We start from the raw sequence: 15224 nt of genomic DNA, 5'->3' as shown, positions 1-15224 counted from the left end.
ACTTCTCCTTTTCCCCCACGAGAGTAGTGACATGAACGCGCGCACCTGGCTGGAAACGCTGGTCGGTTTCGACACCACCAGCCGCAATTCCAATCTTGCCCTGATCGAAACCGTCCGCGATTGGCTCAAGGGCCAGGGCGTCGACGCATGGCTGGCGCACAATCCGGAGCGCACCAAGGCCAATCTGTTCGCCACCCTGCCGGCGCAGGACGGCGGCCTGCAGGGCGGGATCGTCCTGTCGGGCCATACCGACGTGGTGCCCGTGGACGGCCAGGACTGGAGCACGGACCCGTTCAAGCTCGTCGAAAAGGACGGCCTGCTCTATGGCCGCGGCAGTTGCGACATGAAGGGCTTCATCGCCGGCTCGCTTGCGATGGTGCCGGAATTCCTGGCCATGCCCCGCAAGAAGCCGATCCACCTGGCGTTTTCCTACGACGAGGAAGTGGGCTGCGCCGGCGCGCCCTACATGCTGGCCGACCTGCACGACCGCGGCATCCGGCCGGAAGGCTGCGTGGTGGGCGAGCCCACGGGCATGCAGGTGGTGGTCGCGCACAAGGGCATCAACCTGTTCCGCTGCAAGGTGCACGGCAAGGCGGCGCATTCGTCCCTGACGCCGCGCGGCTGCAACGCCATCGAGTACGCGGCCCGCCTGATCTGCCGCATCCGGGACCTAGCCGACAGCTTCAAGGCCAATGGCCCGTACGACCAGTTCTACGACGTTCCGTTCTCCACGATGACCACCAACCAGATCCAGGGCGGCATCGCGGTCAACACCATTCCGGAATCCTGCGAATTCAGCTATGAATTCCGCAACCTGCCCGGCATGCAGCCCGACGCGATCCAGGCCGAAGTCGAGAAATACGTGCGCGAAGAGCTCCTGCCGCGCATGAAGGCCGAGTTCGACGGCGCCAGCATCGAGATCGAAACGGGGGCGGCGGCGCCGGCGCTGGAAGCGTCCGAGGAAGCGGCCATCACCCAGCTGGTGCGCGCGCTGACCGAAGATCGCACGACCCGCAAGGTCGCCTACGGCACCGAAGCCGGCCTGTTCCAGGGCATCGGCATCCCCACGGTCGTCTGCGGCCCGGGCCACATCGAACAGGCCCACAAGCCGAACGAATACGTCGCGCTGGACCAGTTGGCCTCGTGCGAGACCTTCCTGCGCCGCCTCGGGCAATCGCTCTGAGGCCGCGTCAGCCGTTTCCGGGCCGGGCGCTTACCCGCGCCCGTGCCCGGCCGCGGCCGGCGTCAGGTAAAATGCCGGGTTGCAAACCGGATTTGCGGACGGCAGAGGCCTGCCGCGATGCCGGGGGAGATGCTTGGTGAAACCTTACGACTTTCCGGATGCCAAGGGCCATTTCGGCCCTTATGGTGGCGTTTTCGTGGCGGAAACGCTGATGCACGCGCTCGACGAGCTGCGCGCGGCCTACGACCGTTATCGTGTCGACCCCGCCTTCCTGGAAGAGTTCAATTACGAACTCAAGCATTTCGTCGGCCGGCCCAGCCCGGTCTACCATGCCCGCCGCTGGTCTGACCAACTGGGCGGCGCCCAGATCTGGTTCAAGCGCGAAGACTTGAACCACACCGGCGCCCACAAGGTGAACAACTGCATCGGCCAGGCCTTGCTGGCCAAGCGCATGGGCAAGCCGCGCGTCATCGCCGAGACCGGCGCCGGCCAGCACGGCGTGGCCACCGCCACCGTGGCGGCCCGCTACGGCATGGAGTGCGTGGTCTACATGGGCAGCGAAGACGTCCGCCGCCAGGCGTCGAACGTCTACCGCATGAAGCTGCTTGGGGCCACGGTCGTTCCGGTCACCTCCGGTTCGTGCACCCTGAAGGACGCGCTGAACGAAGCCATGCGCGACTGGGTCACCAATATCGAGAACACGTTCTACATCATCGGCACGGTAGCGGGCCCCGACCCCTATCCCCGCATGGTGCGCGATTTCCAGACCGTGATCGGCAACGAGTGCCTGACGCAGATGCCCGAAGCCGCCGGCCGCCAGCCCGACTACGTCGTGGCGGCCGTGGGCGGCGGCTCCAATGCCATGGGCATCTTCCATCCCTATATCCCGTACGAAAACGTGCGCCTGATCGGCGTCGAGGCCGCGGGCGAGGGCATGGATACCGGGCGCCACGCCGCATCGCTGGCCGCGGGCCAGGTGGGCGTGCTGCACGGCAACCGCACCTACGTCATGCAGGACGCCGACGGCCAGGTCATCGAAACGCACTCCGTGTCGGCCGGCCTGGATTATCCCGGCGTCGGCCCGGAACATGCCTGGCTGAAGGATTCCGGCCGCGCCGAGTACGTCGGCATCACCGACGACGAAGCCCTGAAGGCCTTCCACGACTGCTGCCGCATCGAAGGCATCATGCCGGCGCTTGAATCGTCGCACGCCATCGCCCAGGCCGTGAAAATGGCGCCCACGCTGCCGCGCGAGGCCATCATCCTGGTCAATTTGTCGGGCCGTGGCGACAAAGATATGCATACCGTCGCCGAAAAGGCCGGTATCGAGCTTTAAGGGCCCGACCATGGCAACTCGCATCGACCGCATCGCCGCCGCTTTCGCGCGCACCGCCGAATCCGGCCGCGCCGCGGCGCTGATCCCCTACATCGCCGCGGGCGATCCGTCCCCCGCGACCACCGTTCCCCTCATGCATGCGCTGGTCGAGGCCGGGGCCGACGTCATCGAGCTCGGCGTGCCGTTCTCCGACCCGATGGCCGACGGTCCCGTCATCCAGCGGGCCGCCGAGCGCGCCATCGCGCAGGGCGTGGGCCTGGCCCGCGTTCTGGAAATGGTGGCCGAGTTCCGCCAGCGCGATACCGCCACGCCGGTCGTGCTGATGGGATACGCCAACCCGATCGAACGCATGGGCCAGGACCAGTTCGCGCGCGACGCCGAAAAGGCGGGCGTGGACGGCGTGCTGGTGGTGGACTATCCGCCCGAAGAGGTCGTGGAATTTGCCGCGACGCTGGGCGAGCATGGCATTGCCCCCATTTTCCTGCTGGCGCCCACGTCCACGGAAGAGCGCATCAAGGCCGTGGCCGGGGTCGCCCGCGGCTATGTGTACTACGTGTCGCTCAAGGGCGTGACGGGCTCGGGCTCGCTGAATACCGATGACGTGGCCGAGCGCGTGGCCGTGATCCGCCGCCACGTGCGCGACATTCCGGTCGGCGTCGGGTTCGGCATCCGCGACGCCGAAAGCGCCCAGCGCGTGGCGCGCGCCGCCGACGCGGTCGTCATCGGCAGCAAGCTGATTGAAACCATGGAGCAGGCGGTGGCGGATGCCCCGGCTGCCCAGAAAACCGATGCCGCAGTCGCCGCCGCCAGCGGCTGGCTGCGCACCATCCGGCAGGCGCTGGATCTAGTGAAACGAGAAAACGCGTCGGCCTGAATGGCGGGCGCGACCTCATACGGGATGAAAAAACAATGAGCTGGATCGAAAAACTCCTGCCTCCTCGCATCAACAAAACCAGCGACAGCGGCGCCCGCCGCGTTCCCGAAGGCCTATGGGTGAAATGCCCGTCGTGCGAATCGGTGCTGTACAGCGAAGACCTGGCCGCCAATCTGCATGTCTGCCCCAAGTGCGACCATCACATGCGCATCGGCGCCCGCGCCCGCATCGATTCGCTGCTCGACATGGAAGGCCGCGTTGAAATCGGCCAGACCACGCGTTCGGTCGATTCACTGAAGTTCAAGGACACGCGCAAGTATCCCGAGCGCCTCCAGGAAGCGGTCAAGCAGACTGGCGAGACCGACGCCCTGGTGGTCATGAGCGGCTCCATCCGTGGCGTGCCGGCGACGCTGGCCTGCTTCGAGTTCGAATTCATGGGCGGCTCCATGGGCTCGGTGGTCGGCGAGCGCTTCGCGCGCGGCGCCCAGGCCGCCCTGGACAACAAGACTTCCTTCATCTGTGTGGCAGCCTCGGGCGGCGCGCGCATGCAGGAAAGCCTGCTGTCGCTGATGCAGATGGCCAAGACGAACGCCATGCTGACGCGCCTGTCCGCGGCCGGCCTGCCGTTCATCAGCGTGCTGACCGACCCCACCATGGGCGGCGTGTCGGCCAGCTTCGCCTTCATGGGCGACGTGGTCATCGCCGAACCCAAGGCGCTGATCGGCTTTGCCGGCCCGCGCGTGATCGAACAGACCGTGCGCGAAAAGCTGCCGGAGGGCTTCCAGCGCGCCGAGTTCCTGTTGCAGAAGGGCGCGATCGACATGGTGGTGGACCGCCGCCAGTTGCGCGAAGAGATCGCCCGCCTGCTGGCGTTGCTGACCAACCAGCCGGCGGACGTGGTTACGGCCTGACGAATCCCTTCCGGTTCCCGGACCAACCGCCGCTAGGCGGCCGGGGCTGGCAGTGGCAATATGCCGTCGGCGGGCCGGGCCCGCCGGCGGCATTTTTCGTCGGGGCGGCCACCGGGAATCCAGGCGCGCCGCGCGAGTTTGTGGCGCTCGTTTTACGGAACAGTGTTTTCCATCCGTGATGTTGCCTGGGTGCGACACAAATCAAGTCGCGTGGCCCGTATTTTGCTATGTTGCGATCTAGAGTTGAAATCTACGGAGTAATTCCAATGCAGTCGACCAAGAAGAAAATGCTGACACGCCTTGTCGGGCTGGCCCTGGCCGCAACCGCGACGGTCGCAAGCGCCCAATCGTCCGATGGCACCCAGGGCGGCGTGAGCCTGCACTACGGCATTGGAGACCACTACCAGCGCCTGACGCTGAACTACGAAACGCCTTCGGTCTGGACCTACCATTTCGGCGGCAACTGGGGCCGCCTGGACCTGACGCCGGAGTTCGGCGCCTCGTACTGGCAGGCGAACGGTTCGCGCTCTCCCGGGCACGTCTGGCAATTCAACGCCATTCCCATGTTCCGCTGGTGGACGGGCGAACGCTTCTACATCGAGGCCGGCATCGGCGCCACGCTCTTCTCCAGCACGCGCTTCGCGGACGAGAACATCAGCACGGCCTTCCAGTTCGGCGATCACGTCGGCCTGGGCTTCCTGGTGACGCCGAACAACCGCATCGGGGTGCGCTACTCGCACTTTTCGAACGCCAGCATCAAGCGCCCCAATCCGGGTCTGGACGTGGTGCAGCTCACCTACACCTACCAGTTCTGAAAAAGCGCAGGCCAACAAAAAAGCCCTCGATCCCGAGGGCTTTTTTATTGGCCGCAGCCCCGCTGCCTTCGGCGGCAGGAATCATTCCCCAACGCTACCGCCTGCTCGGGGGCGTCTTTCCCGGGGAAGAGGCGATGGCAAAAAAAAGCCCCCGCATGGCGGGGGCTTTCCGTGCGGCCAGGCGCCGGCTTAGTGGCGCGTCTCGACCTGAACCAGCGGTTCGTTGGAGACCGGCGCGACCGGCTTGCGCTCGCGGCCGAGGCGGGCCGGCTTGTGCGAGGCCGCAATGCGCAGCTGCGTCTGGGCGTGACGGTCCGGATCGGTTTCGACCCACTGCAGGCCGGCGGCGTTCACCACGTCGTGCAGGGCCTGGGCCTTGGCCGACGGGGCGGCGGCGGGCACCACGATGGGCTGCTGCGCGCTGGCCGAAGCTTCTTCGGCGGGAACCGGGGCGGCAGGCGCCGCGGCAGGAGCCGGGGCCGCGGTTTCCGGCTGGGCCGGCGCGACGACGGGCGTAGCCACGGGTTCGACGGCGGCTGCTTCCACGGGAGCGGCGGGAGCCACGGGCGCGGAAACCTCGCTGGCGGGCTGAACGACGACCGGCTGCATCGCCTCGGGGGCGGGAGCAGCGGCCTGCTCAACCTGGGCGGCGGGCTCGGCGGCCTGCGCTTGCACGGGCTCGGCCTGTTCCTGCGGGGCCTCGGCCGGGGCGGTTTCGGCCTGCTCGACCGGGGCCGGCGCGGCATCTACCGGTTGGGCCTGGCTGGCTTGCTCAGCCTGCACGGGAGCCGCGGCGGGCAGGTCGGCGGCGGCTTCCCGCTGCTCGCCCGCTTCTTCGTCGGCGCTTTCCTCCATCTGCTCGTCGCCGGCGGCCAGGCTGCCTTCTTCCTGGCTGCGACGGCCGCGGCGGCTGCGGCGGCGGCGGCGCTTGCGTTCCGGATCGACGGCGTTCTCGGCGCCTTCGCCGGCCGGAACGGCATCCGCGGCCTGGTCAAGGGCGTCAGCGGCTTCCTGGGGGGCTTCCGGCGCGGGCTGCGCGGTGTCGGGCAGGGCGGTGGCGACCGTCTGGGCCAGCGCGGCGACCATGCTTTCCTGTTCGCTCATCGGCGCATCGGACTGGCCCTCTTCGCGGCGGTTGCGGCCACGGCCGCGGCGGCGATTGCGGCCAGCGCCGGTGTCTTCCCCGGCGGCTTGTTCGGCTTGCTCGGGGCGGTTGGACGCCAGGGCCGACTGAGCGGCCTGGGCGTCGCGCTCGCCGCGGGCCTCGTTGCGGTTGTGCCGTTCGCCGCGTTCCTGGCGTTCGCCTTCGGCGCGACGGCCGCCGCGCACGTGATGGCGGCCGCCTTCGCTGCCTTCCGCGCCTTCGCCGCGCGATTCGCCACGGCGGTTGCGGTTACGGTCCGAACCGTGGCGTTCGCCACGGCGTTCCTGGCCATCGTGGCCAGCGCGGCCCTTGCCGCGGCCGGAGGTGGCGCGCTTGGTGCTGTCTTCCTGCACGGCGGGGGCGGGTTTGGCCGTGTCGGCGCCGCCGGTCAGCCAGCCGACCAGGCGCTTGAACAGGCCGCCCAGGCCGCCGGAGGCGGCCGGCGCGGGCGCGGCGGCCGCGGGAGCCGGCGTCGAAACGGGGGCGGGTTGCGAGGGAGTGATGCCCTTGACCAGCGCTTCCGGACGGGACTTGACTTCATGCTCGCGCGGTTGCCAGGGCGCGTCGGTGGCGGGTGCCTCGACCAGCTCGAAGCTCGTCTTCAGCTCTTCCAGGCGGGGATCGTCGTGGCGCAGGCGCTCGATGTGGTGATGCGGGGTCTCCAGGTGCTTGTTGGGGATCAGCAGCAGGTTGACCTTCAGGCGGGCTTCCATCTTGGTGATGTCGGCGCGCTTTTCGTTCAGCAGGTAGGTGGCGACATCGACCGGCACCTGAGCGTGCACGGCGGCGGTGTTTTCCTTCATCGCCTCTTCCTGCAGCAGGCGCAGCACGTGCAGGGCGCTGGACTCCGCGTCGCGGATCACGCCGGTGCCGTTGCAGCGCGGGCAGGTGATGTGCGAGCCTTCATTCAGGGCGGGACGCAGGCGCTGGCGCGACAGCTCCATCAGGCCGAAGCGGGAAATCTTGCCCATCTGGACGCGGGCGCGGTCGAAATGGAGGGCGTCGCGCAGGCGCTGTTCGACGGCGCGCTGGTTCTTGCTGTCCTCCATGTCGATGAAGTCGATGACGATCAGGCCGCCCAGGTCGCGCAGGCGCAGCTGGCGGGCCACTTCGTCCGCCGCTTCCGAGTTGGTGCGCAGCGCGGTTTCCTCGATGTCGGCGCCGCGGGTGGAGCGGGCCGAATTGACGTCCACGGACACCAGCGCTTCGGTGTGGTCGATGACGATGGCGCCGCCCGAGGGCAACTGCACCGTGCGCGAGTACGCCGTTTCGATCTGGTGTTCGATCTGGAAGCGGGAGAAGAGGGGGATATCGTCGCGGTAGCGTTTGACGCGCTGCACGTTGTCAGGCATCACCACGCTCATGAAGGCGGTGGCCTGGTCGGCGATCTCGTCGGTATCGATGAGGATTTCGCCGATTTCCGGGGAGAAGTAGTCGCGGATGGCTCGGATGACCAGGCTGGATTCCAGATAGATCAGGATGGGCGCGGAGTTGTCGCGCGCGGCGCCGTCGATGGCCGTCCAGAGCTGTAACAGATAGGACAGGTCCCACTGGAGTTCTTCGACGTTGCGGCCGATGCCGGCCGTGCGGGCGATGATGCTCATGCCCTGGGGCAGCTCGAGCTGCTCCATGGTGTCGCGCAGTTCCTGGCGGTCTTCGCCCTCGACGCGGCGCGAAACGCCGCCGCCGCGGGGGTTGTTGGGCATCAGGACCAGGTAGCGGCCGGCGAGCGAGATGAACGTGGTCAGGGCTGCGCCCTTGTTGCCGCGTTCTTCCTTTTCGACCTGGACGATCAGTTCCTGGCCTTCGCGCAGGGCGTCCTGGATGCGGGCGCTGCGGACGTCCACGCCTTCCTTGAAGTAGCTGCGGGCCACTTCCTTGAAAGGCAGGAAACCGTGACGGTCTTCACCGTAGTTGACGAAGCAAGCTTCGAGGCCGGGTTCGATCCGGGTGATGACACCTTTGTAGATGTTGCCTTTGCGTTGTTCGCGGCCGGCAGTCTCGATGTCGAGGTCGATGAGTTTTTGCCCATCGACGATAGCGACGCGTAATTCTTCCTGATGCGTCGCATTGAACAGCATGCGCTTCATGAGAGGGTTTCTCCGTTGTCATGACGCGCCGATATCGGCGCGTGACCTCGGGCCACTCGGGCTGCGGCTGAAGCGGGCAAGAAGATGCGGACCGTACCTGGGCGGCGCCCAGGCGTATCCGCCGCGGGTCAGGCGGGCACGTCGTGCCGTGGGGCACGGGGTTCTGTCAGCAGGAGGGTCAGCTTCACTGAATGTGGTTTGACGGAAAAATTGCTGTGAACGGCAGTTGCGGTCGGATTGGTTGCCTACACGCAGCTGGTGCTTTAAATATGCGACGATTCTTGCAGTGCTTCAGAGCCGCTTGCGGCATGCAACGGACCTGCTGGGACAGCGGGCAAAATGAATGCCACACCACTATCCGGCAGGGCGCGGTTGCGCCGGCGACCAAGAGACCCAGGGACTGAATGAGCAGGCAGTACAATGGCGGCCCACGCGCTCGACGGAGTTGCGTACCGTTGCATCTCTACGTCAGGCGGCTGGTTCAGCCCCTTTAGGCTGTCCCGATTATATGTCGCTTTCCGCAATGCGCAAAGAAACTTCCTCCCCTTCTTCCCCCTCTAAAGCCGCTCCCGCCGTCCGCATGGTGGAGGTGGGCGCCGAGCATGCCGGCCAGCGTCTGGACAATTACCTGGTCAGGCTGTGCAAGGGCGTCCCCAAGACCCATATCTACAAGGCCATCCGCGGCGGCGAGGTGCGGGTAAACAAGGGACGCATCTCGGCGGACTATCGCGTCGCCGAAGGCGATGTCGTGCGCATCCCCCCGTTGCGGCTGCCGGATCCAGGCGCTCCCCGGCCGGTGCCCGGCGCGGAGTTCCCCATCGTGTTCGAAGACGACGCGCTGCTGGTGGTGGACAAGCCCGCCGGCGTGGCGGTGCATGGAGGCAGCGGCGTCTCTTTCGGCGTGATCGAGCAGTTGCGCGCCGCTCGGCCCGGCGCCAAATTCCTGGAACTGGTCCACCGGCTGGACCGGGAGACGTCCGGCCTGCTGATGGTGGCCAAGAAGCGCAGCGCGCTGCTGGCGCTGCATGCCATGTTGCGCGAAGGAAAAGGGGACAAGCACTATCTGGCGCTGGTCGAAGGCGATTGGGTCAACGACCGCCAGCACATCAAGCTGGGTCTGTCCAAATGGACCACGCAATCCGGCGAGCGCCGGGTCAAGGTGGATCCGGACGGGCAGTCGGCGCACACCATCGTCACGCTCAAGCGGCGCTTCGGCGGTTACAGTCTGGTCGACGCCGAACTGCGCACCGGACGCACCCACCAGATCCGGGTGCACCTGGCCGCCAGCGGTTTTCCCATCGTGGGCGACGACAAGTACGGCCACGACGAGGTGCGGGCGCGCTTCGCGCGCCTGGGCTTCGGCCGGATGTTCCTGCATGCCCACCAATTGACCCTGGCCCATCCCCTCACGGGCGAGCCCCTGACGCTTACCGCCGAGCTGCCTCCGGCGTGCGTCAAAATACTGAAACAACTGGAGTCGGTCTGATATGTCGTATTCGCTGGTCGTTTTTGACTGGGATGGCACCCTGATGGATTCCACGCACAGCATCGTGGCCGCCATCCAGGGGGCCTGCCGCGACCTGGACCTGGCGGTGCCCTCGGCATCCGATGCCAGCTGGGTGATCGGTCTGTCCCTGGAAAGCGCCCTGCGGCGGGCCGTGCCGGCGCTCACGCAAGCCATGCTGCCGCGTTTCCTGGAGCGCTATCGCACGCATTACCTGCTGCGCGATCCCGAACTGCGCCTCTTCGAGGGCGTGCAGGAGATGCTGACCGACCTAGCTGGGCAGAACGTGCGCCTGGCCGTCGCGACCGGCAAGAGCCGCGTCGGCCTGACCCGGGCCCTGGCCGCCACCGGCCTGGGGCCGCTCTTCGATGCCACCCGCACCGCCGACGAGACCTTCAGCAAGCCGCATCCCGCGATGCTGCATGAACTGATGCAGGAGCTGGATGTGGCGCCGGACCGGGTGGTGATGATCGGCGATACCTCGCACGACCTGCAGATGGCGGCCAACGCCGGCGTGCATGGACTGGGCGTGACCTACGGCGCGCACACCTTGAAGGAACTCGAGGGGTGCGCTCCCCAGGCCGTGCTCGACAGCGTGCCTGGCGTGCGCGAATGGCTGCTGCCGCGGGTAGTGGCGGGCGCCGAACGGTAGGCCCGGGCCCGCGGGCGCGGAACGTCCGGCTTGCGGGCGGGTCTATAAAGAAATACCCGCAATCTCCGCGCCCCCCGCGGAATATCATGGAGCCCCGCGTCGTCCATGGGTTGCGCGGGGCGTTATTCCGCAGGCGCCGCACCGGAGACCATGATGCTGATACGCAAGCCCGACGATATTCTTCCGTCCGAGATCACCTCCGAGGCCGTCTGGCGCTCGCGCCGCGAGCTGATGCTGCGTGCGGGCCTGGCCGCGGCCGCGGCGGGCCTGCCGGGCTGGGCCGCGCGCAGCGCATTCGCGCAGGATGCCGGCGCATTGTCCGGCAAGGCCAACCCGGGCTTGAGCGTCATGGACAAGCAGACCTCGCTGGCCGACGTCACTTCCTACAATAATTACTACGAGTTCGGCGTCGACAAGGGAGACCCGGCCGCCAATGCGGGCAAGTTGCAGACGCGTCCCTGGGCCGTGAGCGTAGAGGGAGAGGTCGGCAAGCCGCGCACCTTTTCCATCGAGGAGCTGCTCAGGCTGGCTCCCATGGAAGAGCGCGTGTATCGGCTGCGCTGCGTCGAGGGCTGGTCCATGGTCATCCCCTGGGTGGGTTATTCGCTTTCGGTGCTGCTCAAGCAGGTCGAGCCCACCGGCAACGCCAAGTACGTGGAGTTCGTGACCGCGGTGCAGCGCGAAAACATGCCTGGCGTGCGCGCCGCGATCCTGGAGTGGCCGTATGTCGAAGGGCTGCGCATCGACGAGGCGATGCATCCGCTGGCCATGCTGGTTTTCGGCGTCTATGGCAAGGTGCTGCCCAACCAGAACGGGGCTCCGCTCCGGCTGGCCGTGCCCTGGAAATATGGCTTCAAGTCGGCCAAGTCGCTGGTGAAGATCCGCCTGGTGGAAAAAGCGCCCGTTTCGTCATGGATGCAGGCTGCGTCCCAGGAGTACGGCTTTTACGCCAACGTGAATCCCAATGTGCCCCATCCGCGTTGGAGCCAGGCCACGGAACGCCGCATCGGCGAGGACGGCCTGTTCTCGCCCAAGCGCAAGACCCTGATGTTCAATGGTTACGGCGAGCAGGTCGCGTCGCTCTACCAGGGCATGGACCTGAAGGCCAACTACTGAGGCGCCCATGCCCGATGGCATTTCGCAGGCGCCGCCGCGCAAGGTCCCGTTGTCGGCAAAGGCGGTGGGGCGCTTCAAGCCCATCCTGTTCCTGTTGGGGCTGGCGCCGTTCGCGCGCTGGTTCTGGCTGGGCGCCAACGGCGGCCTGACCGCGAACCCGGTCGAATTCCTGACCCGCTCGTCCGGCACCTGGACGCTCGTCTGCCTGCTGGTCACGCTGGCCATCACCCCGCTGCGCCGATTGACCGGGCAGCCGGCCCTGGTGTGCCTGCGGCGCATGTGCGGCCTGTTCGCCTTTTTCTATGGGGTCATGCATTTCATGGCCTGGGTCTGGTGGGACCGCGGCCTGGATCCGGCTGCGATGGTGCGCGATATCGGTGAGCGTCCCTTCATCACGGCGGGATTCGCGGCATTCGTGCTGATGGCCGCGCTGGCGGCCACGTCCACGCAGTGGGCCATGCGCAAGCTGGGCAAGCGCTGGCAAAGCCTGCATCGCGCCGTGTATGCCATAGGGCTGCTGGCGGTGCTGCACTACTGGTGGCACAAGGCCGGCAAGAACGATTTCGCGCAGCCCCTGGCCTACGCCTCCGTCCTGGCTGTGCTGCTGGGCTGGCGCGTGGCGGCGTGGCTGCGCCGCCGCGCCTAGCGGGCCGGCCCGCTACAGCATCGCCAGCATGATGGCGGCGGTTTCCGCGTCCGGCTGGCCATCGTGCAGGGCGGGGCGGTAATGCATCTGGAACGCCGCCAGGGCGTTGATCGTCGCCTTGTCCAGCACGCCGTCCTGCGGGCAGGCATAGCCCAGCCGCTGCAATTGCTGCTGGAACCAGGCGACGTCCGGGATGCCTTGCGATTGCAGCCGGGCCCGGTGCGCGGCCGCGCCGGTCTCGTCGTACCAGCGCCCGATCCCCGCATCCGCCAGGGCCTTCCATGGGAAAAGAGGGCCAGGGTCCACTTTGCGCTGGGGCGCGATGTCGCTGTGGCCCACCACGTTCTCCGGCGCGATGCCGTGGCGTTGGATGATGTCGCGCAGCAGGAGGGTCAGCGCGCGCAGCTGGCGGTCGTTGTAGGCGTGCCACAGGGGTTTGCCGTCGGGGCCGTCCGTCCAGCCGGGGTTGACGACTTCGATGCCGATGGAGGTGCTGTTCATGGCGATGTTGCCGTACCAGGAGCTGGCGCCGGCGTGCCACGCGGCCCGGTTTTCGTCGACCAGGCGGTAGGTTCGGCCGGAATCGGTCACCAGATAGTGGGCGCTGACCTTGCCTTTGGAGAGCAGGTCCAGCGAGCCGGCGTCGTCGACGGTGGTGTAGTGCAGCACGATGGCGCGGACCCGGCTGGACTGGCTGACGGCGGTCACCGAAGTGTCCAGGTCGAGGCCGGCGGGGCCGCGCGCCGCGCATCCCGCCAGGGCTGCCGCGGCCAGCAGCGCGAGGGTCAGGCGGAACATGGTTCAGCGGGCCAGGTAGAGGAACAGCGTAGGCAGCTTGTCGAGCTGGGGCGCCGGCTGCTGCTTCCAGTCGGACACGCTGCGCGTGACGATCCATTCGTCGGCGGTCGTCACCGAGCGGGCCACGCAGAGCCTGGTGTCGCCCTTCAGGCTGGCCAATAGGGTCGCGAACATGGCGGCGTTGCGATAGGGCGTTTCGATCAGCATCTGGGTCTGGTTGTGCCTGGCCGAATGCTGCTCCCAGGCACGCAGCTGCTTGGCGCGCTCCGTGGCGTCCACGGGCGCATAGCCGTGGAACGCGAAGCGCTGGCCGTCCAGTCCGCTCGCCATCAGCGCCAGCAGGATGGAAGAGGGGCCGACCCAGGGTTTGACCGTCATGCCCTGCCTGTGGGCGGCATCCACGACTTTCGCGCCCGGATCCGCGACCGCGGGGCAGCCTGCCTCGGAAACCAGCCCGATTTCCGCCCCGGCCTTGATGGGTTCGAGCCAGGCCTTGATCTGGGCCGCGTCGACCTTGTCGCTGAGAGTGTGGATGGTGATTTCCTGGAGCGGCCGGGCCGTGCCGATCAATTTGAGGAACGCGCGGGCGGTCTTGGCGTTTTCCGCGATATAGGTGTCCAGGCGGCCGGCCAGGGCGCGCGCCTCGGCGGGCAGCCAGCGCTCGGGCGGGGCGTCGCCCAGGCCGACGGGGATCAGGTGCAGGGCGCCGTTCATTGGGGATCCTTCATGCCGGATCGCTGCGGCGCCTTGGGCCTGCGGGGCGGCCGGGCGGCTCATGCGGGCGCTCCCGGCGCGTCCAGCGGATCCAGTCCGAACCGGGCCAGCATGCCGGTCAGCGCGATCAGGGGCAGGCCGATGATGGCGGTCGGGTCGTCGCTCTGGATGCTTTCCATCAGCGCGATTCCCAGGCTTTCCGCCTTGGCGCTGCCTGCGGTATCGTAGGGTTCCTCGGCGCGCAAATAGGCTTCGATCGCCTGGTCGGTCAGCCGGCGGAAACGGCAGCGCGTGACGATGTCGGTTTTTTCCACGCGCTGGCCGTCAGTGACCGCCAGCGCGCTGTGGAATTCCACCACCTGGCCCGACAAGGCCCGCAATTGGGCCAGGGCGCGCGGGAAATTCCCCGGCTTGCCGATGGGCTGCCCGTCCACCGTGGCCACCTGGTCCGAGCCGATCACGATGCTGCCCGGGTGGTTCGCCGCCACGGCCATGGCCTTCGCCACGGACAGCCGCAGGGCCAGGGCCTCGGGGGTTTCGCCGGGTTGTGGCGTTTCGTCCACATCCGGGGAAACGGCGGTAAATGGCAGGCGCAGGCGGGACAGCAATTCTTTGCGGTAGCGTGAGCTGGAGGCGAGGATGAGGCTGGGCTTGAAGGGCATGCGATATTTGACGTTAATACGTAAGTCACAGTATTATCTAACGTTTTGCGGCATTTTTGCAGGAACATCATCATGAACACCAAGGGCTTGGCAGGCGGGAAGCTTGGCAAAAGCGCGGGTGGCCAGGGTGACGGTGAGGGCGCTCGTGCCGCGGGTGCAACGCCGGTGGATGCAAGGCGCATCGACGCGTTCGCTTTTGCCCGGTTGGGCAAGGAAGCGCAGGGTAGCGTGCCGCTCGTACGGCTTACGCGGTTTGTCGACGGGCTGCCCGAGCAGCCTGCCGGCGAAGCCGGCCTTGCGCACTGGTCCGTTCGAGGGGAAGAGGGCAAGTCCGGTCTCCTCGCGGGTCAACCGCTGCTGCATCTACACGTGCGCGCGAATCCGGTGGTCGTGTGCCAGCGGTGCAACGCGCCGTTTGCGTACCCGGTCGACAGCGAAGTCCTGCTGCAGCTGGTCAAGTCCGAAGACGATCTCGATGACGGCTTTGCTTCCGGAGAACATTCCGGCGGCATCGAAGACGAGGGCGACGAAGACGAAGAAGGAAAAGGTTTTGTGTCCAACCTGCCTGAAAAGGTGGTGGGTTCACATCACTTCGATCTGCTGGCCCAGGTCGAAGATGAGCTCATTCTGAGCGTTCCGTATGTGCCCAAGCATGATGTATGCCCGGGCGCGCAGGCCAATGCCGGCGAAGCTCCTCCCGAGGAGCCCGTTGTCAAGCGTCCGTCGCCGTTTGCGGTGCTGGAACAACTGAAGCACAAAGATTGAGATCAACATCGGGC

14 protein-coding genes are annotated in these 15224 nt (G+C 67.1%); 10 read left to right on the top strand and 4 right to left on the bottom strand.

Going from position 1 to position 15224, the window contains the following annotated elements:
* Positions 1-31: 31 nt before the first annotated feature.
* From argE to ACN6PJ_RS20775, 5 genes are all read left to right on the top strand, one after another.
* On the top strand, positions 32-1183 hold the full coding sequence (gene argE / locus ACN6PJ_RS20795) for an acetylornithine deacetylase (RefSeq protein ID WP_427997703.1): 1152 nt from the start codon (positions 32-34) through the stop codon (positions 1181-1183).
* Positions 1184-1319: 136 nt separating this feature from the next.
* Positions 1320-2519 carry a tryptophan synthase subunit beta gene (gene trpB, locus ACN6PJ_RS20790; protein WP_427997702.1) on the top strand — a complete coding sequence of 400 codons (1200 nt, stop codon included), beginning with the start codon at positions 1320-1322 and terminating at the stop codon, positions 2517-2519.
* A gap of 10 nt (positions 2520-2529) precedes the next feature.
* Positions 2530-3393 carry a tryptophan synthase subunit alpha gene (gene trpA, locus ACN6PJ_RS20785; protein WP_427997701.1) on the top strand — a complete coding sequence of 288 codons (864 nt, stop codon included), beginning with the start codon at positions 2530-2532 and terminating at the stop codon, positions 3391-3393.
* Between the two features lie 35 nt (positions 3394-3428).
* Positions 3429-4304 (top strand): acetyl-CoA carboxylase, carboxyltransferase subunit beta, encoded by an 876-nt coding sequence (gene accD, locus ACN6PJ_RS20780; RefSeq protein ID WP_043543325.1) that lies wholly within the window; start codon positions 3429-3431, stop codon positions 4302-4304.
* 266 nt (positions 4305-4570) lie between these two features.
* Entirely contained in the window at positions 4571-5119 is a 549-nt protein-coding gene (locus ACN6PJ_RS20775; RefSeq protein WP_427997700.1) for an acyloxyacyl hydrolase, read from the top strand.
* Positions 5120-5308: 189 nt separating this feature from the next.
* Here ACN6PJ_RS20775 and ACN6PJ_RS20770 read toward each other — a convergent pair whose 3' ends face one another.
* Positions 5309-8353, bottom strand: a complete 3045-nt coding sequence (locus ACN6PJ_RS20770) for an Rne/Rng family ribonuclease (RefSeq protein WP_427997699.1) — start codon at positions 8351-8353, stop codon at positions 5309-5311.
* Positions 8354-8876: 523 nt separating this feature from the next.
* Here ACN6PJ_RS20770 and ACN6PJ_RS20765 point away from each other — a divergent pair.
* From ACN6PJ_RS20765 to msrQ, 4 genes are all read left to right on the top strand, one after another.
* Positions 8877-9839 carry an RluA family pseudouridine synthase gene (locus tag ACN6PJ_RS20765; protein ID WP_427997697.1) on the top strand — a complete coding sequence of 321 codons (963 nt, stop codon included), beginning with the start codon at positions 8877-8879 and terminating at the stop codon, positions 9837-9839.
* Between the two features lies 1 nt (position 9840).
* The gene (locus ACN6PJ_RS20760; RefSeq protein ID WP_427997696.1) at positions 9841-10509 is read left to right on the top strand and encodes an HAD family hydrolase; all 669 of its coding nucleotides are present in this window, start codon (positions 9841-9843) and stop codon (positions 10507-10509) included.
* A gap of 153 nt (positions 10510-10662) precedes the next feature.
* Positions 10663-11625, top strand: a complete 963-nt coding sequence (gene msrP, locus ACN6PJ_RS20755) for a protein-methionine-sulfoxide reductase catalytic subunit MsrP (RefSeq protein ID WP_427997776.1) — start codon at positions 10663-10665, stop codon at positions 11623-11625.
* A gap of 7 nt (positions 11626-11632) precedes the next feature.
* A complete protein-coding gene (gene msrQ / locus ACN6PJ_RS20750; protein ID WP_427997695.1) occupies positions 11633-12271 on the top strand; it encodes a protein-methionine-sulfoxide reductase heme-binding subunit MsrQ in 639 nt (212 codons plus the stop codon).
* A gap of 12 nt (positions 12272-12283) precedes the next feature.
* Here msrQ and ACN6PJ_RS20745 read toward each other — a convergent pair whose 3' ends face one another.
* Genes ACN6PJ_RS20745 through ACN6PJ_RS20735 form a run of 3 tightly spaced genes read right to left on the bottom strand, consistent with a single transcriptional unit; the run spans position 12284 to position 14445 of the window.
* The gene (locus ACN6PJ_RS20745; RefSeq protein ID WP_427997694.1) at positions 12284-13069 is read right to left on the bottom strand and encodes an N-acetylmuramoyl-L-alanine amidase; all 786 of its coding nucleotides are present in this window, start codon (positions 13067-13069) and stop codon (positions 12284-12286) included.
* Between the two features lie 3 nt (positions 13070-13072).
* Positions 13073-13783: an SAM-dependent methyltransferase gene (locus ACN6PJ_RS20740; RefSeq protein ID WP_427997693.1), complete on the bottom strand. Its 711-nt coding sequence runs from the start codon at positions 13781-13783 to the stop codon at positions 13073-13075.
* Between the two features lie 59 nt (positions 13784-13842).
* Positions 13843-14445 carry a Maf-like protein gene (locus tag ACN6PJ_RS20735; protein WP_427997692.1) on the bottom strand — a complete coding sequence of 201 codons (603 nt, stop codon included), beginning with the start codon at positions 14443-14445 and terminating at the stop codon, positions 13843-13845.
* Between the two features lie 72 nt (positions 14446-14517).
* Here ACN6PJ_RS20735 and ACN6PJ_RS20730 point away from each other — a divergent pair, with 72 nt between their 5' ends.
* On the top strand, positions 14518-15210 hold the full coding sequence (locus tag ACN6PJ_RS20730) for a YceD family protein (RefSeq protein ID WP_427997691.1): 693 nt from the start codon (positions 14518-14520) through the stop codon (positions 15208-15210).
* Positions 15211-15224 lie beyond the last annotated feature (14 nt).

The sequence above is a fragment of the Achromobacter sp. genome, assembly GCF_050285585.1.
Lineage (GTDB): Bacteria > Pseudomonadota > Gammaproteobacteria > Burkholderiales > Burkholderiaceae_B > Achromobacter.
This window is presented reverse-complemented; position numbering and strand designations above follow the sequence as displayed.

Excerpts from the sequence above, each read along its gene's own strand:
- argE (WP_427997703.1), top strand. The coding sequence starts at position 32 with ATGAACGCGCGCACCTGGCTGGAAACGCTGGTCGGTTTCGACACCACC.
- trpA (WP_427997701.1), top strand. The coding sequence starts at position 2,530 with ATGGCAACTCGCATCGACCGCATCGCCGCCGCTTTCGCGCGCACCGCC.
- accD (WP_043543325.1), top strand. The coding sequence starts at position 3,429 with ATGAGCTGGATCGAAAAACTCCTGCCTCCTCGCATCAACAAAACCAGC.
- ACN6PJ_RS20775 (WP_427997700.1), top strand. The coding sequence starts at position 4,571 with ATGCAGTCGACCAAGAAGAAAATGCTGACACGCCTTGTCGGGCTGGCC.
- ACN6PJ_RS20770 (WP_427997699.1), bottom strand. The coding sequence starts at position 8,353 with ATGAAGCGCATGCTGTTCAATGCGACGCATCAGGAAGAATTACGCGTC.
- ACN6PJ_RS20765 (WP_427997697.1), top strand. The coding sequence starts at position 8,877 with ATGCGCAAAGAAACTTCCTCCCCTTCTTCCCCCTCTAAAGCCGCTCCC.
- ACN6PJ_RS20760 (WP_427997696.1), top strand. The coding sequence starts at position 9,841 with ATGTCGTATTCGCTGGTCGTTTTTGACTGGGATGGCACCCTGATGGAT.
- msrP (WP_427997776.1), top strand. The coding sequence starts at position 10,663 with ATGCTGATACGCAAGCCCGACGATATTCTTCCGTCCGAGATCACCTCC.
- msrQ (WP_427997695.1), top strand. The coding sequence starts at position 11,633 with ATGCCCGATGGCATTTCGCAGGCGCCGCCGCGCAAGGTCCCGTTGTCG.
- ACN6PJ_RS20745 (WP_427997694.1), bottom strand. The coding sequence starts at position 13,069 with ATGTTCCGCCTGACCCTCGCGCTGCTGGCCGCGGCAGCCCTGGCGGGA.
- ACN6PJ_RS20740 (WP_427997693.1), bottom strand. The coding sequence starts at position 13,783 with ATGAACGGCGCCCTGCACCTGATCCCCGTCGGCCTGGGCGACGCCCCG.
- ACN6PJ_RS20735 (WP_427997692.1), bottom strand. The coding sequence starts at position 14,445 with ATGCCCTTCAAGCCCAGCCTCATCCTCGCCTCCAGCTCACGCTACCGC.
- ACN6PJ_RS20730 (WP_427997691.1), top strand. The coding sequence starts at position 14,518 with ATGAACACCAAGGGCTTGGCAGGCGGGAAGCTTGGCAAAAGCGCGGGT.